This window comes from Halomonas litopenaei, from assembly GCF_003045775.1.
GTDB lineage: Bacteria > Pseudomonadota > Gammaproteobacteria > Pseudomonadales > Halomonadaceae > Halomonas > Halomonas litopenaei.
In genome coordinates this window covers 954,840-980,558 of the sequence record NZ_PXNS01000001.1, presented here as the reverse complement: position 1 = coordinate 980,558, position 25,719 = coordinate 954,840, and the positions used below count along the sequence as shown (strand labels likewise).

The window sequence follows — 25,719 nt, the reverse complement described above, 5'->3', positions numbered from 1 at the left end:
CCGAGCCACCGGGCGTTCGTCCGCTCGCAAGGAGAGCGCACTTGGACACGGCAATATCTCGAGCACGACACACCCTTGCACGGCGGCGACCTGGCTCGCGCAACCTGGCGCTCGCCTTCGTCGGCGTCATCACCAGCGCCGCATTGACGACGCCGGCCATGGCCGTCGAGACCGGCGCGCTGTTCGAACAGGTCACGAACCGGGCCAAGGAACTGGCCGCGTCCCCCTATGAAGAGGCCTCTGCCGAGCTGCCCGAGGCCCTCACCGAGATGGACTACGACCGCTACCGACAGATTCGCTACCGCGATGAGCGGGCACTGTGGAAGGATGATGGCGATTTCGAGGTTGAGCTCTTCCACCCAGGCTTTCTGTATGACCAGCCGGTGGATATCCACCTGCTGGAGGATGGCGAGGTACGCTCGCTGCCCTTCGAGCCTGAGCGCTTTCGCTACGACGACGATGCCGCCGACCTCGCCGAGCTCGACCTGAGTGGGCTCGGCTATGCCGGCTTTCGCCTGCACTACCCGCTCAACCGCGCCGACTACAAGGATGAGTTCGCGGTATTTCTGGGCGCGTCCTACTTCCGCCTGGTCGGCCGCGACCAGGGCTACGGCCTGTCGGCCCGTGGCCTGGCCATCGACACCGCCCTGCCCCAGGGCGAGGAGTTTCCCGCCTTTCGTGAATACTGGCTGGTCAAGCCGCAGCCCGGCGATACCCACATGACCGTGCTGGCGCTGCTGGACAGCCCGTCTCTGGCCGGCGCCTACCGCTTCGACATCGCCCCGGGCAAGCGCACCCAGGTCGACACCGAGGCACGCCTGTTTGCCAGGGAAGACGTCGAGAAGCTCGGCGTCGCACCGCTGACCAGCATGTTCCTGCATGGCGAGATGGATCGCCGCCAGGAGGACGACTACCGCATCCGGGTACATGACTCCAGCGGCCTGCTGATGGCCACCAGCACCGGCGAGTGGACATGGCGCGTGCTGGAAAACCCCGAAAGCCTGCAGATCTCCGGGCTGCAGGACACCTCGCCCAAGGGCTATGGCCTGGTCCAGCGGCCCCAGCACTTCAACGCCTACCTGGACATGGAGGCCCGCTACGAGCGTCGCCCCAGTCAGTGGGTCGAACCCCAGGGCGAGTGGGGTGAAGGCCATGTCGAGCTGGTGGAGATCCCCACCGACAGCGAGGCTCACGACAACATCACCGCCTACTGGGTGCCCGCCACCCCGCTGATGGCCGGCGACTCCCGCACCTATCGCTATCGTACCTGGACCTTCGGCGACACCCCCACGGCCGAGCCGCTGGCTCGTGTGGTGCGTTCGCGCCAGGGCTGGGGCGGTGTGCCGGGACAGAGCGATCCCCCCGACGAGCGCCTGCGCCAGTTCATCATCGACTTCCGCGGCGGTGAGCTCGAGGGACTCGATGCCAGCCAACCGGTCGAGATGACCCTGACCACCTCCAGCGGCGAGACCGCCGAGGCCAAGGTCACACCGCTGCCCGACAACGACACCTGGCGCGCCAGCTTCACGCTGCTGCCCGACGGCGACCAGCCCGCTGATATCCGCCTGACCCTCATGCTTCGTGGCGAGCGCCTGAGCGAAACCTGGAACAGCATCTGGAGCCCCTGATGAACGCTCATACTCCCGAGGTACCCTGGCCACGCCTGCGACGTCTTGGCGTCGGCCTGGCCATTGCCGCCACCACGGCGCTGGGGGTCTGGACCATGTTCAGGATCCTCTACGTGGAGGGCATCAGTCCGCTCGAGATGGCGATCATCGGCCTGTTCGCGATCACCTTCGGCTGGATCACCATGGCCTTCTGGAGCGCGCTGATCGGCTTCGTGCTCAACCTGACCGGGCGTGACCCGCTGAGCCTGAAGCCGCGCCATTCCTATCCCATGCGGCCCGAAGGCTCCCACTCCCGCACCGCCCTGGTGATGCCGATCCACAACGAGGACGTGCTGCGAGTCGCCGCCGGACTCGAGGCCACCTGCAAGGATCTGGATGACCTGCCGCAAGGCATCGAGGTGGAAGCCTTCGTGCTCAGCGACAGCACCGACGACGAGGTGGTGGCCGAGGAAAAGGCCGCCATGGCCGAGCTCCAGAAGCGCCTGGAAGGCCACTGCCAACTGCACTACCGCCACCGTGACAGTAACGTCGGGCGCAAGGCAGGCAACCTGGGCGACTTCTGCACCCGCTGGGGCAGCCACTACGACTACATGCTGGTGATCGACGCCGACAGCCTGATGAGCGGCACCACCGTCATCGAGCTGATCGACGAGATGATGGCCAACCCGCGCCTTGGCCTGTTGCAGACGGTGCCGATTCCAGTGCGCCAGGACAGCCTGTTTGGCCGCGCCAACCAGTTCGCTGCTGCACTCTACTCGCCGATGCTGGCCAGCGGTCTGAGCTTCTGGCACGCCACCGCGGCCAACTACTTCGGCCACAACGCCATCATTCGCGTGGACGCCTTCACCGATGCCTGTGGCCTGCCGGAGCTGCCCGGCAAGCCACCGCTGGGTGGCGATATCCTGAGCCACGACTTCGTCGAGGCGGCGCTGCTGCGCCGTGCCGGCTGGCAGGTGCGCATGCGCACCGACCTGGGCGGCAGCTTCGAAGAGATGCCGAGTCATATCCTCGACTACGCCAAACGCGACCGGCGCTGGGTCCAGGGCAACCTGCAGCATATGCGCCTGCTCGGCGGGCGCGGACTGCACGTGCTCAGCCGTCTGCACTTCTTCTTCGGTGCCCTCGCCTACCTGTCGTCGCTGGTGTGGCTGGCGATCCTGGTGATCAGCACCATCGACGCCCTGATCCGGGCGCTGGTGCCGACCAACTTCTTCACCTCGAGTTCGCAGCTGTTTCCCGACTGGCCGATCGCCCCACCCAACCTGATCATGCCGCTGCTGATCGGTACCCTGGGCATGCTGCTGATGCCCAAGGTACTGGGGCTGGTGCTGGGGCTGATCCAGAACCCGCAGGCTTATGGCGGACGGGCCCGGCTCGTCGCCAGCATGCTGCTCGAGACGCTGTTTGCCATGCTCATCGCGCCGCTGATGATGGTGTTCCACAGTCGTTTCGTGATTCAGGTACTGAGCGGCCGCACCGTCGCCTGGGATCCACAGTCCCGCGAGGGCCGCGCCCTGCCCTGGAAGGAAGCCTTTCGCCACACCTGGCTATGGTCACTGATCGGCGCCTTGTGGGCGCTGGTGACCTGGGCCTTCACCCCGAGCTTCTTCATCTGGCTGACGCCGGTGTGGCTCGGCCTGGTGATGGCCGCTCCGCTGGTCCGCTGGAGCTCCAGCCTGAGCATCGGCCGGGCCCTGAGGCGCGCCGGCCTGTTGCTGGTCCCGAGCGAGACCCGCCCCCCGGCGGTGGTAGGCGAGCTTCGCGTCGCCGAGGCACCACCGCCGCCGGCGACCCCGGCCGAGCCGCCACGGGAAGTCCCCCGCGAGATGCCGGTGCAGTCCTTTCGCGAGCACGGCACGGAATCGGCGCCGGAGGTCTCCGGCGAGAAGCCCGTCGACTGAGCCGGTGCCGTGGCACAGCGTTGTGTCCTCCCCCTCCTTTTGCATCATCCGGAGGGGGAATCCCAGCGGACTACGACACGTCAAGCATAGTAGCGTGATCCATGATTCATCTGTTTGCCGCTGTCTGGTGGTAACGCTTTGCTCTACAAAGAGCGTTCTCCAGCTCCGAATAACACACATCCGCCAGGAAAACCCTTTGTCAATCTCTACTTAAAAAGCAGGATAGCCACTTTTTCCCGAACTCTTCGTTCATATGCCTGATATCATGGTCTGGATGCGCTTCCTCATCCATGGCATCCCCTACAGGCAATCTTTTACTTCCCTTCGAGAGCTCCCGCTCCGTAAAACATCCGTTGACGATGGTATCAGCAGGCTGAGCGATCAACTCGGCATTGCATTTATCATACACTTCATCGTTCATCAAATTTATTCCGGACAGGTAGCTTTCCGGAGGATAACTTCTATCATCACCTTTCTTCTGAATAGGCAGGGGATTATGTCCAACATATATCTTTTTGTTGGTCACGCTCCTGATCATTTCCATGATCTTCCAGGACGTCGTACCCTTGACACTATCCAGCACGGTTTGCTTTATTACTGCTGATGAAAAAAATTTGCCAGGTTCGACAAAAAAAACTTCCATCTGAAGTCCGTAAATCAAGAATAGATCATACTCAACGATATCAATCTCACTCTTGCCACCCGATGTATAGGTGATGGTTCTCTTTAATCTATCTGTTTTTGGAACCAGTTTATTATCGATGAGAATCAGTCCACCCAAGCCATTACTTCTAGCGGTAAAGAAGACAAGATTATATTCTTGATGCCACTCTGTCATCAGGTCCCAGGCTCTTTTCAAAGCACCAACGTGGCTATTGCCCAGCACACAAATATTCTTCTTCATTCCTTACCTCCAAAGGCGTCGAAGATCTCTTCTTCGCAAACCAGATCATTCATTTTCTTTACGCTACCTACCCTCTTGTTTTGTTTTCCGAAAATCTCAGCGCCGAACTTTGTCCTCAGAGAAGAAAAAAAATGATTCATCACAAAATCGACACCGTGGGGGTTAACACTTCGTTGATTGGGTTCGAAAAACACCCCCTTGAAAACCGGGCTGTTGATTATTTCATACGAAGGAAAATAATCCACATAATTACAACCTCTAGAAATCTGCCCAGCCACGGCACGCAACACTGACTTGGATTCCATTGTAGCGACGATCACGTTGTTCCTGGAGTTTGTCGCTACCAAAGGAACAGGGGAAACTGTCAATATAAAGCGTAACTCAGGATTCTCATGACGCATTATTTCTATGGCATCTCGCAGATCATTCATCACAGAGGGATACATCTGATTCTTGAACGCATGGATACCTTTCAGGTAGGTCCCTGCTGAAGTCCCGGGACACATCGGATACTCGTAGCCGTATTCCGAATTGAACCAGCTTTCAGTCAACCCTAGGGTGAAGACAAAGAAGTCTGATGAGACGATGCATTCCCTAAACGCTTTTATTGTCTCCTCTCGAGAGAGCATTAACTCTTCTTTACTACAGAAACCCTCTGGTTCCACCACGGGGCGAAAGGGATCATAGAACCGTCCGTTCTTTTCCCAAATCTCCTCAGGCGGCTCTTTTATCCCTGTTGCCCACTCTACCCACTGCTTCAACAATGAGGTGGTGTATATATTCCCGGTTCTTGCCGAAAATATATTGTAATTGTATTTTTTTGCATTTTCCTGCGAGAGCCCCTTGGGTGGAGTTTCTGTCGAGACCCAGTTGAACCCTCTGCTATCAAGAGCATTTCCAATATGTTGCGCAAAGCAGGAACCGAAGGTAACCACCCTACTATCCTTTGTGATCTTGAACTTTGGAGACCACAAATTGGATATGTCAAAAATCGACTTTTCGGATACAGCTTTTTTCCAGAAGGCACGGTCTGGAAGTGTCGAATATGGATTCATATTAATCACCTCAGATATAAGATATAACATCGGTCGTGAACGAACAAAATTGATAACGTCTATCTTAAATCACACATTGCCACGACGAATAGGAATGTTTACGCCAACACTGGCATCTCGTCTTCCTTTCTAAAATATTTGCATAAAAAAAGATAGGCGAAATATTTGTCTATTGTGTTGAGAAACGAGCACTGACAACGGCCCCGGAGCCCTTCATAAAAACCTTCCCCATGCACCATTTACCTGACCCACGGGTGGTTCAAAAGAGAACAAAGCAAGCATTTTTAGCTTCCATGAAAACTCGGCGAACCAATGCTGCCAATAAAACGGGACCAACACACCTGTCACTTTCTTCCCTTCTTCACAAAGGAGTCATCAAGCGCACAAAGACTGTCAGAATATCGATAAAACAAACGTACTTTTTTCACTCTAGATTCTCTCACATATTCTCTATCAGGCAGCCGCAAAACACGCAAATACAATCCAGAGAACATCCAGGAAAAACCACGCAAATATCCCTTTAAACAACAACAAAATCGTCGAAACTTTGTCGAATTGATCAATGAGGACTCTACTTCGCCACTTTTCCTCAATCGGATAAAATGCATTCTCAACCATGCGGAAACTTCTCCAGATATCTGGGCAGTTGCACTCTCGCGATATCGTGGAAACCTCCTCCCCCCAGCGGCGTATCTACTGATCGGGATCGGTTCTTGCCAAGCCGAGGTGGACTCCCTTCGAGGTCATGCTAGACTCGATCCAGACTCGCTTGACGGGGTGCCGGTGAATCCGGCTGAGATGGCGCAGGGCCAGGGTGACGAATCACCGGCCGCCAGCGCCGATCCCGTGGAACCTGATCCGGGTGCGGTGTGGCTTCACACCTTGAACCGGCGTAGGGAATCAGGCGGTGGTGCCAGCCCCTGCGCGCGCACCTCCCTCCTTTCTCGTCGCCGTGTCCTTGGCCGCCGCCCTCCGGATTCGCACCAACCGGAGGCAACATGGGCTACCGCTTTACCGATCTTGTCGACGCCTGCCGCGATGACTGGCACGCCTACATCGAACACGACTTCGTGCTCGCCCTTGGCCGTGGTGAACTGGCCGACGCCAGCTTCCGTCACTACCTGAAGCAGGACTATCTGTTTCTGCTGCAGTTCTCCCGGGCCTACGCCCTGGCGGCCTACAAGAGCCACAGCCTCGACGAGCTGCGCGGCGCCTTCGACGGCATGAAGACCATCCTCGACGTGGAACTCGGCCTGCATCTCGCCTTCTGCCGCGACTGGGGCATCGGCGAGGCCGAACTCAGTGAGCTGCCCGAAGCCCGCGCTACCCTGGCCTATACCCGCTACGTGCTGGACGCCGGCAGCCGCGGCGACCTCTTGGACCTGCACGTGGCGCTGGCCCCCTGCATGGTCGGCTACGCCGATATCGCGAGAACGCTCAACGCCCGTTCGGACACCCTGCGCGGTGCAGACAATCCCTTCGACACCTGGATCGCCATGTACGAAAGCGACGACTTCCAGGCCGCCGCACGCCAGGAGCAGGCCTGGCTCGACGATCAGCTGGCCCAGGTATCCGGCGAGCGCTTTGCGCGACTGTCACGGATATTCGCCGACGCGACACGACTCGAGATCGACTTCTGGCAGATGGGGCTCGATCTAAGCGACTAACACAATCAGCACCACGCTTGACGGGGGGCCGCCAGAGGCGGCTGAGATCATGCAGCGCATGGGACCCGTTGAACCTGATCTGGGGGTAACCCCGATGCCATGGCATCGCGGTGAGGACCAGCGTAGGGATCAAGCGCTCACGGCCCAGGCCACGACGCCCCCTCCTTCCTCACGCGATGCACACAACAACGCCAGCACCCAGTGCCGTGAGAAGGACAAGCCTATGCCACTCGATCAACCCGTTTCCGCCAGCAAACCCCGCCATAGTGCGCACTTCCTGGCCGAGACCGCCCAGGTCGACCAGGCCGCGGTTACGCCCCTGCCGGGTTCGCGCAAGGTCTATGTAAAGGGCTCCCGCGACGACCTGCGGGTGCCGTTTCGCGAGATTTCGCTGTCGGCGACCCGCACCTCCGGGGCCGACGAGGCCAATCCGCCGCTCTTGGTCTACGACACCTCCGGCCCCTACACCGATCCCCAGGTCGAGGTCGACCTGCGTCGCGGGCTTGCCGAGTTGCGCCGGCCCTGGATCGAGGAGCGCGACGACACCGAATGGCTCGATGGCCCGACCTCGGACTACGGTCGCCGACGTGCCAACGACCCGACGCTCGCTCCGCTGCGCTTCGAACTGACTCGTACGCCGCGCCGCGCACGTCGTGGCGCCGATGGCCGCGCCGGCAATGTTACCCAGCTGCACTACGCCCGCCGCGGCATCATCACCCCGGAGATGGAGTTCATCGCCATCCGCGAGAACCAGCGTCGACAGGCCCTGGCCGATGGCTATCGAGGCAGCGATGAGGTCGAGCGCATCCTCGGCCACCAGCATCCCGGGCAGGGCTTCGGCGCCCGTCTGCCAGAGGAGATCACCCCCGAGTTCGTGCGCCAGGAAGTCGCCGCCGGGCGCGCCATCATCCCCGCCAACATCAACCACCCGGAAGCCGAGCCGATGATCATCGGGCGCAACTTCCTGGTGAAGATCAATGGCAATCTGGGCAACTCGGCGGTGACCTCCTCCATCGAGCAAGAGGTCGAGAAGATGACCTGGGGCATCCGCTGGGGCGCCGATACCATCATGGATCTGTCCACTGGCCAGAACATCCACGAAACCCGTGAGTGGATCATCCGCAACTCGCCGGTACCGATCGGCACCGTGCCGCTCTATCAGGCGCTGGAGAAGGTCAAGGGCGTGGCCGAGGACCTCACCTGGGAGGTGTTCCGCGACACCCTGATCGAGCAGGCCGAACAGGGCGTGGACTACTTCACCATCCACGCAGGCGTGCTGCTGCGCTACGTGCCGCTGACCGCCAACCGGGTCACCGGCATCGTCTCCCGCGGTGGCTCGATCATGGCCAAGTGGTGCCTTTACCATCACCAGGAAAGCTTCCTCTACACCCACTTCGAGGAAATCTGCGAGATCTGCAAGCAGTACGACGTGGCCTTCTCGCTGGGCGATGGCCTGCGCCCGGGCTCGGTGGCCGACGCCAACGACGAGGCCCAGATGGCGGAGCTCAAGACCCTGGGTGAACTGACCCGTATCGCCTGGAAGCACGACGTCCAGGTGATGATCGAAGGCCCCGGCCACGTGCCCATGCACCTGGTCAAGGAGAACATGGACAAGCAGCTCGAGTACTGCGACGAGGCGCCCTTCTATACCCTTGGGCCACTGGTGACCGATATCGCCCCGGGCTACGACCACATCACCTCGGGCATCGGAGCGGCGATGATCGGCTGGTACGGCTGCGCCATGCTGTGCTACGTCACCCCCAAGGAGCACCTGGGCCTGCCCGACAAGGACGACGTCAAGACCGGCATCATCACCTACAAGATTGCCGCCCACGCCGCCGACCTGGCCAAGGGGCATCCCGGCGCCCAGCGCCGCGACAACGCCCTGTCCAAGGCGCGTTTCGAGTTCCGCTGGGAGGACCAGTTCAACCTGGGCCTCGACCCTGACACCGCCCGCGCCTATCACGACGAGACGCTGCCCAAGGACTCCGCCAAGGTGGCCCACTTCTGCTCCATGTGCGGCCCCAAGTTCTGTTCCATGAAGATCAGCCAGGAGGTCCGCGACTACGCCCGCGACAACGGCCTGGAGGGTGACGGCGACGCCGTCATGGCTGGCATGGAGGAGCGCGCCCGGGTCTTCCGCGAGCAGGGCGCTGAGCTCTACAAGGAAGTCTGAACAAGGAGGTCTGAGACAAGCCACTCCCCTGCGCATCCCCGGGCAGCGTTCGACCGCCCGGGAATGCACGTCTTGTACGCTCAGGCTCAGCCCTGCCGCACAGAGTTAGACAAAAGTCTAACTCAAAGATTCATGCACTTGACGCTCATCACGGCTTCGTCGGATCCACCAGCAAAGCCGCTCGACTACCTCCCCAGGCCAATTATTCGTGCCCCGGGGCGGTGCTAGATTCGGCGCCATCCCACGCATTCTCGCCTCACCAAGGCGTCTTTTCTGGAGATGGCATGAAAGCCCCGATTCTGGTGATCAACTGCGGCTCCTCTTCGATCAAGTTCGCGCTGATCGATCAAGCTCCCGACACTCCTCGACTGTCCGGTATCGCCGAGCGCCTGGGCAGCCACGAGGCTCGCCTCAAGCTGACGGACGAACACGGCAGCGCCCGTGATATCTCGCTTCCCCGTGCGACTCATGCCCTGGCGCTCAAGACCATCCTCGAGCACCTTGAAGTCCACCGGCCCATCGGTATCGGCCACCGGGTGGTGCATGGCGGTGAGCGCTTCACCGCCGCCACCCTGCTCGACGACGCCGTGGTGCGCACCATTCGCCAGACCATCAGCCTGGCCCCCTTGCACAATCCAGCCAACCTCGACGGCATCGTTGCCACTCGCCGGCTGTTCGAGGCGTTGCCTCAGGTGGCGGTGTTCGACACGGCATTCCACCAGACCCTACCGCCCCACGCCTACCGCTACGCCATCCCCGAAGAGCTCTACAGCCGACACGGTATTCGTCGCTACGGCTTCCACGGCTCGAGCCATGCCTACGTGGCCAGCCGTCTGGCAGAGGTCAGCTCCCGTGGCGAGGGCGGCTGGCTGATCGCTCACCTGGGCAATGGCTGCTCCGCTACTGCGGTATGGGCCGGCAGAAGCCTGGACACCAGCATGGGCATGACCCCGCTGGAGGGCCTGGTGATGGGCACCCGCAGCGGCGACGTCGATCCCGGCCTGCACCTGCATCTGGCCCGCCAGTTGGGCATGTCGCTGGAGGGCATCGATCAGTTGCTCAACCAGAAGAGCGGACTGCTGGGGCTGTCCGAGCTGACCAATGACATGCGTGAGCTCGAACAGGCCGCCAGTGAAGGCCACGCCGGTGCGAGCCTGGCCATTGAGGTCTTCTGCTATCGCCTGGCCAAGACCCTGGCGGGCCTGGCCTGTGCCCTGCCCAGGGTCGACGGCATCGCCTTCACCGGCGGCATCGGCGAAAACTCTCCCCTGGTGCGCGCGCGTACCCTCGGCCACCTGGAGGCCCTCGGTGTGCGCCTGGACTCTGACGCCAACGAGGGCCTTGGCCGCGGTGTGGAAGGCCAGATCCATGCCCAAGGCGCCACCCCGACGCCGGAGATCCGCGTCATCCCCACCGACGAAGAGGGCTATATCGCCAGCCAGACCCGGGCACTGATCGCGAGCCTGGCGTCCACGCACCAGACCGAGGAGGTTCTGTGAGCACCCAGTCCCGCACGCTGCTGCTGATCCCCGTCGACGATGGTGTCGCCCTCACTTCTGCTGGCCTCGGCTTACTCCGGGCACTGGATACCCTGGGGCTGGACGCAGGGTTTCTTCAGCCCTTCAGCCAGTCCGAAGGGGGCGAACAGGCGGGCCACAACGACGAACGCGCCCGCTCGCTGGTGGCCAGCACCCTGGGCATAGGTTCGCCACGACCGATCTCGCGCCAGACACTGGAGCAGTATCTCGGCCGCGACGATCGCGATGGTCTGCTGGAACTCGCCGTGGAGCGCCACGCCCGCGTCGCCCGCCCTGCCACCGGCAAGGCACCGGCGCTGATCGTGGTGGAGGGCGTTCGTCCACTGCCGCGAAACGCCTACGCCTTCGATCTCAACGTGCGCCTGGCCAGCGCCCTCGACGCCCAGGTGGTACTGGTCGCCGATGGCCAGGTTGCCGATCCCCAGGAGCTTGCCAAGCAGCTGCAGTTCCATCGCCAGAGCATCGACGCGGTGGGATCGGTGCGCACCCTGGGCGCCATGCTGATGCGCCTGCCGGGAGACGGCGACGGCTCGGCCATCGACCAGACCCTGGCCTCGGTCAGCGAAGTCGAGGCCCGAACCCACCGCCAGCACTGGCAGCAGCAGCTCGCTATCGGCGCCGACCTGACCCTGCCGGTGGTCGCGGCGGTGCCCTACCGGGCCTCCCTGACCGCGCCGCGGGTGGTCGACGTGGCCCGCGCCCTCGATGCCAGGATCCTGCACCATGGCGAGGCCGATCGCCGCCGCGTCGCCCATTCGACCCTGGGGGCCCGCAGCGCCGAGCACTTGCTCTACGCCCTGCGTCCCGGCGAGCTGATCGTGTCCCCCGGGGATCGCGACGACACCCTGCTGGCGGCGGCCCTGGCCACCATGAACGGCGTGCCCCTGGCGGGTCTTCTGCTGACCCACGGCGAGTCACCCAGCCAGCAGCTGATCGACGTCTGTCGCCCGGCGCTGGCCTCGGGGCTGCCGGTCCTCTCGGTGGACACCGACAGCTATGCCACCGTGGCCCGGCTCACCGAGATGTCCGGCGGCATTCCGGTCGATGATCACGAGCGCGCCGAGGCCATCTGCGCCTTCGTCGCCGATCACCTGGATCGTGACTGGCTGCTGGCACTGATCCACGACGACGCCCAGCGCCGCCTGTCACCGGCAGCCTTCCGCCATCAACTGGTCAGCATGGCCCAGCACAAGCGTCGGCGAATCGTGCTGCCTGAAGGCGACGAGCCGCGCACCCTGGAAGCGGCCATCCTGTGCCAGCGTCGTGGCATCGCCAACTGCGTGCTGCTGGGCAAGCGTCGCGCCATCCTGGAGGTGGCCAAGGCGCGTGGTCTGGAGCTGCCCGACGACCTGCAGATCCTCGACCCGGACGCCGAGCGTGGCCGCTTTATCGCGCCCATGGTCGAGCGCCGACGTGGCAAGCTGACCCCACTGACCGCCGAAGCCCAGCTTCATGACAGCGTGGTGCTGGGCACCATGATGCTCGCCGAAGGCGAGGTGGATGGCCTGGTCTCCGGCGCCGTGCATACCACCGCCAACACCGTGCGCCCGGCCTTTCAGCTGATCAAGACCGCCCCCGGTTACGGCCAGGTGTCGTCGGTATTCTTCATGCTGCTGCCCGACCAGGTGGTGGTCTACGGTGACTGCGCGGTCAACCCCGACCCCGACGCCGAGGCGCTGGCCGAGATCGCCCTGCAGAGCGCCACCAGCGCCGAGGCCTTCGGCATCGAGCCGCGGGTCGCCATGATCAGCTACTCCACCGGCGAATCCGGCAGCGGTGCCGACGTCGACAAGGTCCGCGAGGCCACCCGCATCGCCAGGGAACGGGCGCCGCACCTGGCCATCGATGGCCCGCTGCAGTACGACGCTGCGGCCATCGCCAGCGTGGCCCGGCAGAAGGCACCGGAGTCACCGGTGGCCGGCCGCGCCACGGTGTTCGTGTTCCCCGACCTGAACACCGGCAACACCACCTACAAGGCGGTCCAGCGCAGCGCTCGGGTGGTCAGCATCGGCCCCATGCTTCAAGGCCTCAACAAGCCGGTCAACGACCTGTCCAGGGGCGCCCTGGTGGAGGATATCGTCTATACGATTGCGCTGACCGCGATCCAGGCCGGTCAGTAACGACCAGCACAGCGCCACAGACCGTCAGAAATGCCAAGGCCCCGGAGAACCGGGGCCTTGGCGTTTGTGTGGATTCGCGTTCTAACTCGCCCGGGACCGCTCGCTACCACTCGGCGATGCCGGTATACAGGCACACCAGCACCAGCCCTAGCAGGAAGACGGTCTCGGCGACCATCAGGATGACGGGCTTCCAGCCGACCACGGCAAGCTTCTGGAAGGAGGTCTTGATACCGAGTGCGGCGATGGCGGTGACCAGGCACCAGCGCGACAGGTCGGTCATGCCCTCGACCATCACCTGGGGGATCACGCCAAGACTGTTGATCAGCACCAGCACCACGAAGGCCACCAAGAAGCTCGGGAACATCGGTACCTTGCCGCCTTCACCGCCACGGGCGCGGCGAAACAGCAGCATGAACACCATCACCGCCGGTACCAGCATGGCGACCCGCAACAGCTTGACGAAGGTAGAGATGTCGCCGGTCTCGTCGGAAATCATGTAGCCGGCACCGACCACCTGGGCGACGTCATGGATGGTGCCACCAAGAAAGATGCCGGCCTGGGTGTCGGTCAGTCCCAGCGCACCGACCAGCAGCGGGTAGAGCACCATGGCGGCGGTGGACAGCGTCGTCACGCCAACCACGGTCAGGATGGTATTGCGCTCGGCGATCTCGTTGCGCGGCATCGCCGCAGACAGTGCCAGCGCCGCCGAGGCGCCGCAGATCGCCACCGACCCGCCGGTCAGAAGCCCCAGGTCATTTTTCAGCCCCAGCAGTCGCGCCAGCACGCTTCCCGCCAGAATGGTCAGCACCACCCCGGCGACCACCGTCACCACCGGACCGATACCGAGTTCCGCCACCTGCTCCAGGGTGATGCGCACCCCCAGCAGGGCAACACCCAGCCTGAGGATGGTGCGGGCGGCAAACTCCACCCCCACCAGGCACGGGCCCTGCTCGCTGAGAAAGTGCAGGGTCATGCCGAACAGCAGTGCGTACAACAAGGTCGGGCCACCGTAGTGATCGGCGATAAAGGTGGTGGCCAGGGCAATGGTGATGCAGATCAGCACCCCCGGCATGCGCTCCCGGGCGGGCTCCAGATGGCGACGCCATCCGGTCACGGGCGTCTCGGGCTTGGCGTGTGTCGTTGGCTGGGACATGGGCGTCCTCTCGTTTATTCGTTGTTCGCGTATCAGGGGTCGCGCTCAGCGGGTCAGCCGATGACGCGCTATTGATTTGATCCTGGCCCAGCCCGCTACCGCGACGTTAGGGCCAGAGCGCGGCCTCGAGTAAGGCCAGGCCCCGATGGCATCGATCCGCTGTCGAGGTTCCAGCGCTGCACGTCAGGCGACGCGCGCCTGGGCACGGCGATCGGCCTTGATCATGTCCGCCGCGCGTTCGGCGATCATGATGGTCGGGGCGTTGGTGTTTCCCGAGACGATGATCGGCATGATCGAAGCGTCCACCACCCTCAGTCCCTCGAGGCCGTGCACCCGCAGTCGGTCATCGACCACCGCCAGGTCGTCGTGGCCCATCTTGCAGGTGCCCGCCGGGTGGTAGATGGTCTGACTGTAGCGCCGGGCAGCCTCGAGCAATTGCTCATCGCTCTGATACTCCCGCCCCGGCACGTATTCATCGGTGATCACCTCGGCAAGCGGTGCCTGCTCGGCGATGCGTCGCGCCACCTTGATGGCGTCCACCGCCACGCGACAGTCTTCTTCGGTGCTCAGATAGTTGGGCTGGATCGAGGGATAGACGGCGGGGTCGGCGCTGGTGATGCGAATGCGCCCTCGGCTGGTCGGGCGAAGCTGGCACACCGAGGAGGTGAAGGCCGAGAACGGATGCACCCCTTCGGCCGGCTTGTCCGCCGACAGCGGCTGCATATGGAACTGGATATCCGGGCGATCCAGGCCGTCCCGCGACTGGGTGAAGATGCACACCTGACTGGCCGCCAGGGTCAGCGGTCCGGTGCGGGTCAGGGCGTACTGGGTGCCTACCGCCAGCTTTCTCAGCGGATGACGCACCTCGTCGTTGAGGGTGCGGCAGGAGGTCTTGAACACCAGCCGGATCTGCAGATGGTCCTGCAGGTTCTCGCCGACGCCTGGCAACGCATGACGGCAGTCGACGCCGACCTCGGCCAGGTGGTCGGGATCCCCGATGCCGGAGCACTGCAGGATCTGCGGCGAGCCGATGGCGCCGCTGGACAGCAGCACCTCGAGTCTGGCACTTGCCCGCTGGATGCTCTGCCCCTGGCGGTACTCGACCCCGACCACCCGCTTGCCCTCCAGCAACAGCCGCTGGCAGTGGGCGCGCTTGACCAGGGTGAGGTTGGACCGCTTGAGCGCCGGACGTAGAAACGCCTTGGCGGTGGAGCAGCGAAAGCCCTTGTAGGAGGTCTGCTGGAAGTAGCCCACCCCTTCCTGCGTGGCCCCGTTGACGTCGCGATTCTCCGGGATTCCCGAGGCCTTGGCCGCCTCGATGAAGCGCTCGGCGATCTCGCGGCGCAGGCGCAGATCCGAGACCTTCAAGGGACCGTCGGCACCGTGGTAGTCATCGGCGCCCCGCTCCTGGCACTCCGACTTCTTGAAGTAGGGCAGCACCGAGTCGTAGTCCCAGCCGTCGTTGCCCAGCTGCGCCCAATCGTCGTAGTCCTCGCGCTGACCGCGAATGTACAGAAGCCCATTGAGCGAGCTTGACCCTCCCAGCACCTTGCCTCTGGGCCACTGCAGCCGGCGACCGTCGATGCCCTCGTCGGGATCGGTGAGGTAGCACCAGTCGGTGGCCGGATTGTGCATGGTCTTGAAGTAGCCCACGGGCACGTGGATCCACGGATTCCAGTCGGACCCGCCGGCCTCGAGCAGCAGTACCGACACCTCGGGGTCCTCGCTCAGGCGGTTGGCCAGCACGCAGCCGGCGGAGCCCGCCCCCACGATGATGTAGTCGAAAGCCTCTGGCGGTGGTGTTGTGGTTGTCATGTCGCTCACTCAATCGAGACGTTTTGTCTCAATTGATGCTAGACAATTTTCTCAAAAGATCAATATCGAGACAAAAAAACTCATTTTTATTGATCTATTCCCGAGAGACTTCTAAGGTGTGGTCAAGGCCCTTTGTCGGGCCCGGTGCCAGGCGACGATCGCCAAGCGCGAACGCCTCGGCACTACCCTGCATCCCTACACCAAACACAAGACTGGGAGCCTTCCATGAGTTCACGCCTCTTCTCATCAGACGTGTCGCGCCGCGACTTCCTGAATATCTCGGGTCGCTTCGGCATGACCTCCACGCTGCTGGCCGCCAGTGGTCTGGGCGCTGGCCTCACCGCCTCGAGCCTGGCCCGAGCCGCCGACGCCGAGCAGCAACGCCGCTATCAGACCGAACCCAAGTTCCAGCTGCGCTTTGGCGCCTCGGGCTTCAACGAGCGCAATCTCGATATCCAGAAGTCCGGGCAGCTGTTCTTCGCCCGTGACGTCGAGGAGCGCACCAACGGCGCCATCCGCGTCGAGTTCATGGGCTCCAACGAGGTCTGCAACCAGCTCGACTGCGTCAGCAAGGCCCAGCAGGGCATCGTCGACATCTTCTCGGCCTCGACCCAGAATTCCGCCGGCGGCGCGCCCTACCTGAACGTGCTGGACTTCGCCTACATGTTCCCGAGCGTCGCCTCGATGTTTCACTTCTTCTACGACCCTCGCAGCGAGGCCCTGCTGCGCGAGCCGATGCGCCAGCGCCACAACCTGCAGTTCCTGTTCACCCACTGCGACCTGCGCGGGCTGATGATGGGCCAGAGCTGGGCCGACAAGCCGCTGGTGGACAGCCTCGAGGTGCTGCAGGGCACCAAGAACCGCGTCACCGGCACCCAGCTTGGCCGCATCGCCATGGAACAGCTTGGCCTCAACCCGGTCCCGGTGGCCTGGGAAGAGACCCTGGACGGCCTGCGCCAGGGCCTGCTGGACGGCGCCGAGACCTGGATGAGCGCGGTGGCCTACGCCGGCATGGCGCCGGTGGTGTCCCAGGCGGTCGACCTGCGCTTCTTCGCCGGTACCGAGCACACAGCCATGAACCTGTCGAAGTTCGAGGCGCTGGATGCCGAGCTGCAGGATCAGGTGATGGAGTCGGCCTACGCCGCCCAGATCTTCACCCAGGGCATGAACGAGGCCGGCCGCTACCAGATCGTCGGCGCCACCGAACACCCCGCCGCCGGCACCGTGTTCGCCGAGAACAACGTGCGGGTGGCCCCGCTGTCCGACGAGATCCGTGCCCAGGCCGAGCAGCTATGCGCCCCGGAGTTCAACCCAGAGCCCTGGGAGCAGTGGCGCGAGCGGCTCAATGCCTGGGCCGGCGACGTCGACATCTACAAGGAAATCCACACCATCGCCCGGGAGATCCCGCGTGAGATGGCGGCGGTCAACGTGGCGCCGAAGCGCTGGTGGAGGGCGTAATGACCGATCACAAGGCCACCGCGGCCCAGGCGACGTCGAACGACGTCGCCGATCGGCCGACCCCCGCCTGGCTCTCGCCACTCAAGTGGCTCGACGCCAATCTTGAGAAGGTGATCATCCTGGTCTCCTACAGCGGCATGGCGGGCATCATCTTCGTCGAGGTCATCCGCCGCTTCTTCTTCAGCCTGCAGGCGCCCTGGAGCACCAGCATTCCGGTGCTGCTGTTCCTGTGGCTGACCTGGTTCGGCGCCTCGCTCAACGTCAAGCAGCGTACCCACCTGTCGCTCAACGAGATTCGCATGCGCCTGCCCTACGCCGGTCAGTTCGCCTGCCAGGTGCTCGACGCCGTGCTGTGGATCGGCTTCGGCGCCCTGGTCATCCACTTCACCATCGCCCAGGTGGAACTGGCGCACATGAACTTCGCCATCGTGCCGGGCACCGACAACGTGATGCAGTGGTGGTTCTACCTGGCCACGCCGCTGGCCTGGGCGCTGATCATCTTCCGGGTGCTGCAGAACCTGGCCAGCGACATCGCGCGCTTCCGGCGCCGCGAGCCGTTCAACCTGCAACCGTCCATCATGGACTAGGAGAGACGTCATGACCGACGGCATGCTTATCGGCCTGGTCACCGCGGGCTGCACCACCATCTTTCTGCTGGGGGTACCGATCTTCCTGGTGATCGGCCTGTGGGTGGTCGGCACCAGCCTGATCATCGACTTCACCCTGGCCAATATCGGGGTCACCCTGTTCCAGGGCCTGAGCTTCTTCGGCCTGCTGGCCCTGCCGCTGTTCATCCTGACCGGCGACTTGATCAATGCCGCCGGCATCGCCAAGCGACTGTCCGACTTCGCCTACTCGGTGCTGGGCTGGCTGCGTGGCGGCATGGGCATGGCCACCCTCGGCGCCTGCGGCCTGTTCGCGGCGATCTCCGGGTCCAACGCCGGCACCACCGCCACCATCGGCTCGATCATGCAGCCGGAGATGGTCAAGAACGGCTACGACGAGCGCTTTTCCGCCGCCACCGCCGCCTCCGGCGGGACCGTCGGCATCATTATCCCGCCGTCGATCATCTTTATCGTTTACGGCTTCATGATGAACCTGTCGATCAGCGACCTGTTCATCGCCGGCATGATCCCCGGGGCGATGATGGTGTTCGGCATGATGGCTGCCTGTCACCTGGTGGCGCGACGCCACGGCTGGGGTACCCTGATTCCGTTCAAGGCCGGCGAAAGCGCACGTTTTGCCAGGCGCGCCTATCTCGGCTTCGCCACCATCGGGGTGGTGATCTACGGCATCTATTCGGGCAAGTTCTCGCCCACCGAGGCCGCCGCCATCACCGTGGGCTTCACCCTGATCGCGGGGCTTCTGATCACCCGCGAGATCCGCTTCACCGCACTGCCCTCGATCATGCTGCGCTCGGGCCAGATCGCCGGCATGCTGGCGCCGTTGATCGCGATCTCGGTGGTGATGCAGCAGCTGCTGTCGGTGCTCGGCGCGGGCCAGGCGCTGCAGGACCTGCTCAGCGGCCTGGGCAACTACTACGTGATCCTGGGCGCCTGCATGCTGATGATCCTGCTGGCCGGGATGATCCTCGAGAGCCTGCCGGTGACCATCATCCTGGCACCGATCCTGGCACCCATCGCCCAGAACGCCGGAGTGGACCCGATCCACTTCGCGGTGATCTTCCTGGTCGGCGCCGCCATCGGCTTCGTCACCCCGCCCTTCGGCCTCAACCTCTACGTGGCCTCGAGCATCACCGGGATCCCCTACCTGCGTCTGGTGAAGTTCGTCATCCCCTACTTCATCGCGCTGATCACTTGCTGGATCGCCATCTCGATGTGGCCGGCGCTGTCACTGATGCTGGTGAACCTGTAGCACCAACAGGCAGGCAGGAGCACGCGGCAAGCCTCACCGGGCTTGCCGCGTTATCATGAGTGCCTGCCACCATTTTCCGTCGTCAAGGATCGCGTATGTCTACAGCAAGCACTCGGACCACGACCAATTCGACGCTGCAACGAGGCCTGGTACTGCTGGAAACCATCGCCACCTCGATCCACGGCGTCAGCGCCTCGGACCTGGAGCGTCAGCTCGACATTCCCAAGCCCACCCTGCATCGCCTGCTCAAGCAGCTCGAAGAGCAGGATCTGATCGTGCGCGACGTGGAAGGACGGCATCTGCTTCCCGGCGAACGACTGCACCGCATGGCCATGGGCGTGCTCGCCAACGAGAGCCTCAAGGCGCCGCGCCGTATGCTGCTCAAGCGCCTGGCCGAAGAGGTCAACGAAACCTGCAACCTGACCCTGCTCGAAGGTCACGAGGTGCTCTACTACGAACGGGTGGAGACCAACTGGCCGGTACGCATACAGCTGCCGCCGGGCTCACGTCTTCCGCTGCACTGCACCGCCAGCGGCAAGATGTTTCTGGCGCTGATGGGGCCGGCCCAGCGCCGCCAGCTGCTCAAGCACCTGCCGCTGGAGGCCTATACCCCCTACACCGCCACCGAAGCAGACGAGCTGGAGCGACGCCTGGCGGACATCGCCGAAAAGGAGCTGAGCACCGACAACGAGGAGTTCATCCAGGGCATGGTGGCCATCGCCGTGCCGGTGTACGACCAGACCGGGCGCATCCAGGCGACGCTGGCGATCCACGCGCCCCGGCTGCGCCACAGCATCGACTCGCTGATGGAGTGGGCGCCCTTGATGCGGCGTATCGCCGGGCAGCTGCAGGATACCTTCGACCACTGAGCATACGAACGCATGAACGCATGAACGCATTGCCAAGGTACGCTGACTGACCGATCGGGTCAGGACACGCTCGGCCAGCCAGACTGACGTTCTTCGTGGCTACATCGGTGGCACCACCACCACCGGCACACTGGCACGCTTGATCACGCCCTTGGTCACCCGGCCTGCATAGGACGAGGCGAAGCCGCGCTTGTTGGTGGCCATGATGATCATGTCGCAGTCATGGCGCACGGCGTAGCGGGTAATCTCCGATGCCGGGTAACCCTCCAGCACCGACTTGGCGGCCACCACCTCGCGCCCAGGCAGGTTCGCTTCGTGCTCTTGCCAGAAGGCCTCGACAAATTCGTCCAGACGCTCTCGCGCCAGACGCAGGCGCTGCTCCATCAAGCCATCCAGGGTGGCGCGTTCACCGATGTTGGCCTTGAGGGTATGCATGACGTCATCGGACAACGACTTGACCGCATGCAGCACGTGAACCTCGGCCCCGGTGGCCTTGGCCAGCGTCAGGGTGTGGGCAAGCACCTGGCGGCAATCGTCCTTCAGCCCCAGGCAACAGAGAAGACGCGAGATCGAAACAGGCATGGCGTGACTCCTTGGCGAGAGGCCGGGTCGCCGCGACATGCGAAGACACCCGGCCTTTTTTGCGGTGCGCTGACGGTGCGCAATCAATACCCCAGCATACGGGGTAGCCACAGCGATATTTCCGGGAAGTAGGCGATCACGAACAGCGCGAACACCGAGCTTGCGGCAAACGGCAGCGCCTTGATCGATATCTCCTCGATGGAGGCGCCGCCAATGCCCGAGGCCACGAACAGGTTCTCCCCCAGGGGCGGCGTCTGGAAGCCGATGGCCAGGGCACAGACGACGACGATACCGACGTGCACCGGGTCCATGCCCAGCATGTACATGATCGGCAGCAATACCGGCGTCAGGATCATGATAGCCGCCAGGGTTTCCATGAACATGCCGACAAAAAGCAGAAATGCGATAACCATGGCCCAGATCAAGTACAGGTTATCGGTCAGTCCCAGCATGCCCTCGGCGATCACCGCCGGCACCCGCTGTTCGACCAGCAAGCGGCCGAATACCGTGGCGGTGAACAGGATCAACAGCACCCGTCCGGTGATCCAGGTGGTGGTCTCCAGAGTCTTGAGCGTAGGCTTCCACTTGAGCTCGCGGTGCAGGAAGATGCCGACGATCAGGGTGTAGGCGATGGCCACGATGGCCGACTCGGTGGGCGTGAACAGACCGCTGTAGATACCGCCGAGGATGATCAGCGGCGCCAGGATCGACCACACGCCACGCTTCAGACTCCTGGCGATGGTGTCCCAGGACCAGCTGTCGCTCAGCCCGCTGTAGCCGCGCCGGCGCGAGATGATGTAGTTGACGGTCAACAGGCAGCCAGCGATCACCATGCCGGGCAGGATGCCGGCGATGAACAGCTTCGGAATCGACAGCGTCTGGAAGGCGCCGTGAGCGGCCACGGCCTCCGCCGGTGGCTGCAGCCCCATCCCCGAGATACCAAAGATGACCATGGGAATGGACGGCGGTATCACCACGCCGAGGCCACCGGAGGACGCCGTGATGGCAGAGCCATAGCCGCGATCATAGCCGCGGTTGGCCATGGCCGGGATCATCAGCATGCCCACCGCCGCGGTGGTGGCGGGCCCTGAGCCTGAAATCGCGCCGAAGAACATGCAGGCGAACACCGTGGCGGCGGCGAGACCGCCGGTCACCGGCCCGGCGAAGGCCTCGGCGATATCCACCAGGCGTCGCGAAATGCCGGCGGCTTCCATCAAGGCCCCGGCGAGGATAAAGGCCGGCAGCGCCATCAGCGGAAAGGACCCCACCGAGGTGAAGGCGATCTGCACGAAGGCCATGGGGTTCTCCCCCAGCGACAGATAGGTGGCAAGCGCGGCCACCCCCAGCGACACCGTGATCGGCGCGCCCAGCACCAGCAGCAGAAAGAACACCCCGAACAGCACGTAGATGATGGTCGTCTCCATGGATCAGTCTCCCTTCTCGTTGGATGACGACAGCGTCGAGGACTTGGCCTCGGCGATGGCCTCGGCCTCGGGATCGACGGGCTCGCGATGCTTGACGAAGCGCAGGTAGTTGTTCTGCAGGATGCGCAGGGTCATCAGCACGAAGGCCAGCGGCAGGATCAGGTAGAACACCTTCATCGGAATGCCCAGGGTCTGGGACTTCCAGAAGGTATTCATCTTGTTGAACACGAAGTCGTAACTGAGCCAGATGAAGACCAGGTTGAAGGCGATCCAGATCAGGTCGGTCAGCGCACCGCAGGCCAGCTCCACCCAGCGCGGGAAGAAACGGAACTGGAAGGTGACGCGGTTGTGGGCCGACTTCTTGGCGGCGTAGACCGCCCCCAGGTAGGCGAACCAGACGAAGGCGTAGGTAGCCAGCTCATCGGCCCAGGGCAGCGAATAGCTGAACAGGTTGCGCAGCATGATCTGGGCAAACAGCAGCGCCACGAAGGTCACCAGCAACAGCTGGCACAGCCAGTTCTCGAGGTTGTCCACGAGCTTCCATAGACGATTCATCACGACGACCTCTGAGCAGGCACCACCTGGCGTCCAATGGCAGACGTCCGGCGGTGCCATGATTCATGGCGCCTGGAGTCAGGCGCCGGGAGGATTCAAGACGATAGCGACGTCGTGACAGATCAGGGAGCTGGCTCACGTCCCAGCGCGGCGAGCGCCTCGTCGAGCTTGGCCTTGCCGCCGATGCTGTCGTAGAAGTCGGGCCAGATGGAGGTGGCCTGTTCGATCCACGCCTGCTCGCCATCGGCAGGCTCGGTGATCTCCATGCCGTGCTCTTCCACCAGCCGGGTCTTGATCGCGTCTTCCTGGGCCAGCAGATACTCGTAGCTGTGATCGGTGGCCTCCTGAGCGGCCTCCAGCACCCACTGCTGCTGCTCCTCGGACAGGCTCTGGAACATGCCTTCACCCATGATCAACGGCTCCATGGAGAACACATAACAGCTGTCGGTGACGTGATCCTGGACCTCGTAGAACTTCATCGCGTCGATGGTGATGTAGGGGTTGTCCTGACCGTCGACGACGCCCTGCTGCAGGGCGGTAAAGGTTTCCGACCAGGCCAGCGGGTTGGGATTGACGCCCCAGGACTGGTAGGCGGAGATCATGATCTCGTTCTTGGGCACCCGGATGACCAGGCCATCCAGATCCTCGGGGCTCGCCACCGGCCTCGCCGAGTTGGTCAGACGGCGACAGCCGGAGTAGGCCCAGCCCAGTATCCGCACGCCGGCGTCACGGATGGTGTTGTCGACCATCTCCTGGCCGATCTCGCCCTGGGTCAGGGTGCGGGCGTCCTCGGGACTCTGGATCACGTAGGGCAGCGTCATCACCCCGACCGTGGGCGAGAACGGCGTGATGTTGTTGATCGCCAGTACCGACAGGTCGAGCAGGCCCATGCTGGCGTTGTTGACGGTGTCCTGCTCACTGCCCAGCTGGCCGTTGGGAAACAGGTCCACGCTGACGTCGCCGCCGGACTTTTCCTCGATCAACTTGGCGAAGGTCTGACCCATCTCGTGCTGGGTGCCGCCGGCGGCGTCGCCCAGCGCCATCTTCCAGGTCGCCGCCTGGGCCGAGCCAGCGGCGCCCAGCAGCGCCAGGGCGACCGCCGCCACCAGCGGGCGTGGGCCGAAGCGCCGGGTCGAGGCGGCAGCGCCGATGGCCGCAGGGGTCATGTTGCGCGGGGGCGTGGTACGGAGGAAAGGGGACTTGGTGTGCATGCGGAACTCCCATCATTGTTGTGCCGCTTAAAGCGGAATCTTGTTGCGGGTGTCACATCTTGATCGTCATTGGCTGGCGAGCGCCGTCAGGTCCGACCCGCCATGTGACTCACTCTCCCCCGTCGAGCATCGACGCCATAGGACCAGTGGCCCCACATCGATTGGGCCAGGCACCCGCGAGCCCTCGACAAGACGCCGACGCTGTAAGATCGTAGGCGGGCGTGGCCGCCAGGCCTGGGCCACGCCGGAACTCGTCCAACAACCACCATCCGGGAACCCGTCGTCGGTATGAGCGCCCCCCTGTTTCGACTCGACGCAAAGCGTCAGGAAAGCCTTCAGTGCCAACTTCGCGAGCAGATCGCCCACGCCATCCTCGAGGGGCACCTGCCCACCGGTGAGGCGCTGCCTTCGAGCCGCAAGCTCGCCAAGGAGCTGGGTGTGGCCCGCAACACGGTGATGATCGCCTACGAGCAACTGCTGGACGACGGCTACCTGGTCGCCCGGGAGCGCAGCGGCTACTTCGTCAATCCGGATATCCTCGCCGGGCGCGTCACGCCCCCGGCCGACATCGCCCCCCCAGCCGCCAGTGCGTCCCTTCACTCCGGCACAGCGACGCCCTGGGACGAGCTGTTGACGATGCGACCCTCGCGCCAGCCGACCATCGTCAAGCCGGCCAACTGGCTCGACTATGACTACCCCTTCCTCTACGGCCAGATCGATCCCAACCTGTTTCCCACCCAGCACTGGCGGGAGTGCAGCCGCGACTCGGTCAGCGTGCCAGCCATCCGCCGCTGGTCGGCAGACCACCTGAGCGAAGACGACCCGCTGCTGATCGAACAGATCCACCAGCGACTGCTGCCCCGCCGTGGCGTCTGGGCCCGACCGGAGGAGATCCTGATCACCGTGGGCGCCCAGCAGGCGCTATGGATCACCGCCATGCTGATCCTGGGGGCGGGTCGACGCTTCGCCATGGAGAACCCTGGCTACGTCGACATGGTCAATATCGCCCGCACCTTCACCGACGATATCGTCGCGGTGGACGTGGACGACCAGGGCTTGGTGATCGACCAGCGCCTGGCCGATTGCCACCTGGCCTACGTCACCCCAAGCCACCAGTCGCCCACCGGCGTGACCCTGCCGATGCAGCGCCGCCGCGACTTGCTCGACAGCGCCAGCGCCAACAACTATCTGGTCATCGAGGACGACTACGAGAGCGAGACCAACTTCGTCGACAACCCGACGCCGGCACTCAAGAGCCTCGATAGCGATGGCCGGGTGATCTACGTGGGCAGCCTGTCCAAGACCCTGGCGCCGGGCCTTCGGCTCGGCTACATGGTGGCGCCCCCCGCCTTTATCGCCGAGGCGCGCGCCCTGCGCCGGCTGATGCTGCGCCACCCCGCCACCAACAACCAGCGCAGCGTGGCGCTGTTTCTCGACCGCGGCTACCACGACGCCCTGCTGCGCCAGATTCGCCAGACCTACCAGCGCCGCTGGCTGTTGATGCGTGACGCCCTCGCATCCCACCTGCCCGAGCTGCGTATCCGCTCCACCTTCGGCGGCTCCTGCTTCTGGCTGGAGGCCCCCGCCGACACCGACGTGGCACTGCTGAAACGGCTGGCCGAGGAGCACAGCATCCTGATCGAGAACGGCGAGGTGCACTTCCTGACCCCGGCGCATCGCCCCACCCTGAGGCTCGGCTTCTCGGCCATCGACGAGACCCGCATCGAGCGCGGCATCGAACGCCTGGCGGCCCTGCTGCCCCAGGCACGTCGCACCAGCTGAATCCGG

19 protein-coding genes and 2 riboswitches are annotated in these 25,719 nt (G+C 63.5%); of the genes, 11 read left to right on the top strand and 8 right to left on the bottom strand.

Annotated elements, in window-relative coordinates; genetic code table 11:
- Positions 1-41: 41 nt before the first annotated feature.
- The gene (locus C6W88_RS04350; RefSeq protein WP_231498500.1) at positions 42-1,628 is read left to right on the top strand and encodes an OpgD/OpgG family glucan biosynthesis protein; all 1,587 of its coding nucleotides are present in this window, start codon (positions 42-44) and stop codon (positions 1,626-1,628) included.
- The gene (gene mdoH / locus C6W88_RS04345) at positions 1,628-3,529 is read left to right on the top strand and encodes a glucans biosynthesis glucosyltransferase MdoH (protein WP_045991957.1); all 1,902 of its coding nucleotides are present in this window, start codon (positions 1,628-1,630) and stop codon (positions 3,527-3,529) included. The genes C6W88_RS04350 and mdoH overlap by 1 nt, the downstream gene beginning before the upstream one ends.
- Before the next feature lie 199 nt (positions 3,530-3,728).
- Here mdoH and C6W88_RS04340 read toward each other — a convergent pair whose 3' ends face one another.
- Both C6W88_RS04340 and C6W88_RS04335 read right to left on the bottom strand, forming a co-directional pair.
- Entirely contained in the window at positions 3,729-4,433 is a 705-nt protein-coding gene (locus C6W88_RS04340) for a hypothetical protein (protein WP_108131576.1), read from the bottom strand.
- The gene (locus C6W88_RS04335) at positions 4,430-5,488 is read right to left on the bottom strand and encodes a GSCFA domain-containing protein (RefSeq protein WP_108131575.1); all 1,059 of its coding nucleotides are present in this window, start codon (positions 5,486-5,488) and stop codon (positions 4,430-4,432) included. Before C6W88_RS04335 ends, C6W88_RS04340 begins: the two co-directional genes overlap by 4 nt.
- Positions 5,489-6,251: 763 nt before the next feature.
- Positions 6,252-6,405, top strand: a riboswitch (TPP riboswitch).
- An 81-nt stretch (positions 6,406-6,486) separates the two neighbouring features.
- On the opposite strand from C6W88_RS04335, the gene tenA reads away from it, so the two are divergent.
- From tenA to pta, 4 genes are all read left to right on the top strand, one after another.
- Positions 6,487-7,155: a thiaminase II gene (gene tenA, locus C6W88_RS04330; protein ID WP_108131574.1), complete on the top strand. Its 669-nt coding sequence runs from the start codon at positions 6,487-6,489 to the stop codon at positions 7,153-7,155.
- An 11-nt stretch (positions 7,156-7,166) separates the two neighbouring features.
- Positions 7,167-7,301, top strand: a riboswitch (TPP riboswitch).
- A gap of 77 nt (positions 7,302-7,378) precedes the next feature.
- Positions 7,379-9,331, top strand: a complete 1,953-nt coding sequence (gene thiC, locus C6W88_RS04325; RefSeq protein WP_108131573.1) for a phosphomethylpyrimidine synthase ThiC — start codon at positions 7,379-7,381, stop codon at positions 9,329-9,331.
- Between the two features lie 284 nt (positions 9,332-9,615).
- Positions 9,616-10,830: an acetate/propionate family kinase gene (locus C6W88_RS04320; protein ID WP_108131572.1), complete on the top strand. Its 1,215-nt coding sequence runs from the start codon at positions 9,616-9,618 to the stop codon at positions 10,828-10,830.
- Positions 10,827-12,989 (top strand): phosphate acetyltransferase, encoded by a 2,163-nt coding sequence (gene pta, locus C6W88_RS04315; RefSeq protein WP_108131571.1) that lies wholly within the window; start codon positions 10,827-10,829, stop codon positions 12,987-12,989. The genes C6W88_RS04320 and pta overlap by 4 nt, the downstream gene beginning before the upstream one ends.
- A gap of 103 nt (positions 12,990-13,092) precedes the next feature.
- On the opposite strand, the gene C6W88_RS04310 is transcribed toward pta, so the two are convergent.
- Positions 13,093-14,142, bottom strand: a complete 1,050-nt coding sequence (locus C6W88_RS04310; protein WP_108131570.1) for a YeiH family protein — start codon at positions 14,140-14,142, stop codon at positions 13,093-13,095.
- Positions 14,143-14,325: 183 nt separating this feature from the next.
- Positions 14,326-15,957: a GMC family oxidoreductase gene (locus C6W88_RS04305; RefSeq protein WP_108131569.1), complete on the bottom strand. Its 1,632-nt coding sequence runs from the start codon at positions 15,955-15,957 to the stop codon at positions 14,326-14,328.
- A 225-nt stretch (positions 15,958-16,182) separates the two neighbouring features.
- Here C6W88_RS04305 and C6W88_RS04300 point away from each other — a divergent pair, with 225 nt between their 5' ends.
- The 4 genes from C6W88_RS04300 to C6W88_RS04285 all read left to right on the top strand — a co-directional run bounded on the left by C6W88_RS04300 (position 16,183) and on the right by C6W88_RS04285 (position 20,159).
- Positions 16,183-17,415: a TRAP transporter substrate-binding protein gene (locus C6W88_RS04300; RefSeq protein WP_197037057.1), complete on the top strand. Its 1,233-nt coding sequence runs from the start codon at positions 16,183-16,185 to the stop codon at positions 17,413-17,415.
- Complete coding sequence (locus C6W88_RS04295) at positions 17,415-18,002, top strand: TRAP transporter small permease (protein WP_108131568.1); 588 nt, start codon at positions 17,415-17,417, stop codon at positions 18,000-18,002. Before C6W88_RS04300 ends, C6W88_RS04295 begins: the two co-directional genes overlap by 1 nt.
- 10 nt (positions 18,003-18,012) lie before the next feature.
- On the top strand, positions 18,013-19,290 hold the full coding sequence (locus C6W88_RS04290; protein WP_108131567.1) for a TRAP transporter large permease: 1,278 nt from the start codon (positions 18,013-18,015) through the stop codon (positions 19,288-19,290).
- Between the two features lie 95 nt (positions 19,291-19,385).
- The gene (locus tag C6W88_RS04285) at positions 19,386-20,159 is read left to right on the top strand and encodes an IclR family transcriptional regulator (RefSeq protein ID WP_045991949.1); all 774 of its coding nucleotides are present in this window, start codon (positions 19,386-19,388) and stop codon (positions 20,157-20,159) included.
- Positions 20,160-20,258: 99 nt separating this feature from the next.
- Here C6W88_RS04285 and C6W88_RS04280 read toward each other — a convergent pair whose 3' ends face one another.
- The 4 genes from C6W88_RS04280 to C6W88_RS04265 form a co-directional block, all read right to left on the bottom strand.
- Positions 20,259-20,741 (bottom strand): universal stress protein, encoded by a 483-nt coding sequence (locus tag C6W88_RS04280; protein WP_045991948.1) that lies wholly within the window; start codon positions 20,739-20,741, stop codon positions 20,259-20,261.
- Positions 20,742-20,824: 83 nt separating this feature from the next.
- Positions 20,825-22,165 carry a TRAP transporter large permease gene (locus tag C6W88_RS04275; protein WP_108131566.1) on the bottom strand — a complete coding sequence of 447 codons (1,341 nt, stop codon included), beginning with the start codon at positions 22,163-22,165 and terminating at the stop codon, positions 20,825-20,827.
- Between the two features lie 3 nt (positions 22,166-22,168).
- Positions 22,169-22,720 (bottom strand): TRAP transporter small permease, encoded by a 552-nt coding sequence (locus C6W88_RS04270; RefSeq protein ID WP_108131565.1) that lies wholly within the window; start codon positions 22,718-22,720, stop codon positions 22,169-22,171.
- A gap of 122 nt (positions 22,721-22,842) precedes the next feature.
- Positions 22,843-23,931 (bottom strand): TRAP transporter substrate-binding protein, encoded by a 1,089-nt coding sequence (locus C6W88_RS04265; protein WP_231498498.1) that lies wholly within the window; start codon positions 23,929-23,931, stop codon positions 22,843-22,845.
- A gap of 288 nt (positions 23,932-24,219) precedes the next feature.
- Between C6W88_RS04265 and pdxR the strand changes: the two genes are divergently transcribed.
- Positions 24,220-25,713, top strand: a complete 1,494-nt coding sequence (gene pdxR / locus C6W88_RS04260) for a MocR-like pyridoxine biosynthesis transcription factor PdxR (protein WP_108131564.1) — start codon at positions 24,220-24,222, stop codon at positions 25,711-25,713.
- Positions 25,714-25,719: the final 6 nt, after the last annotated feature.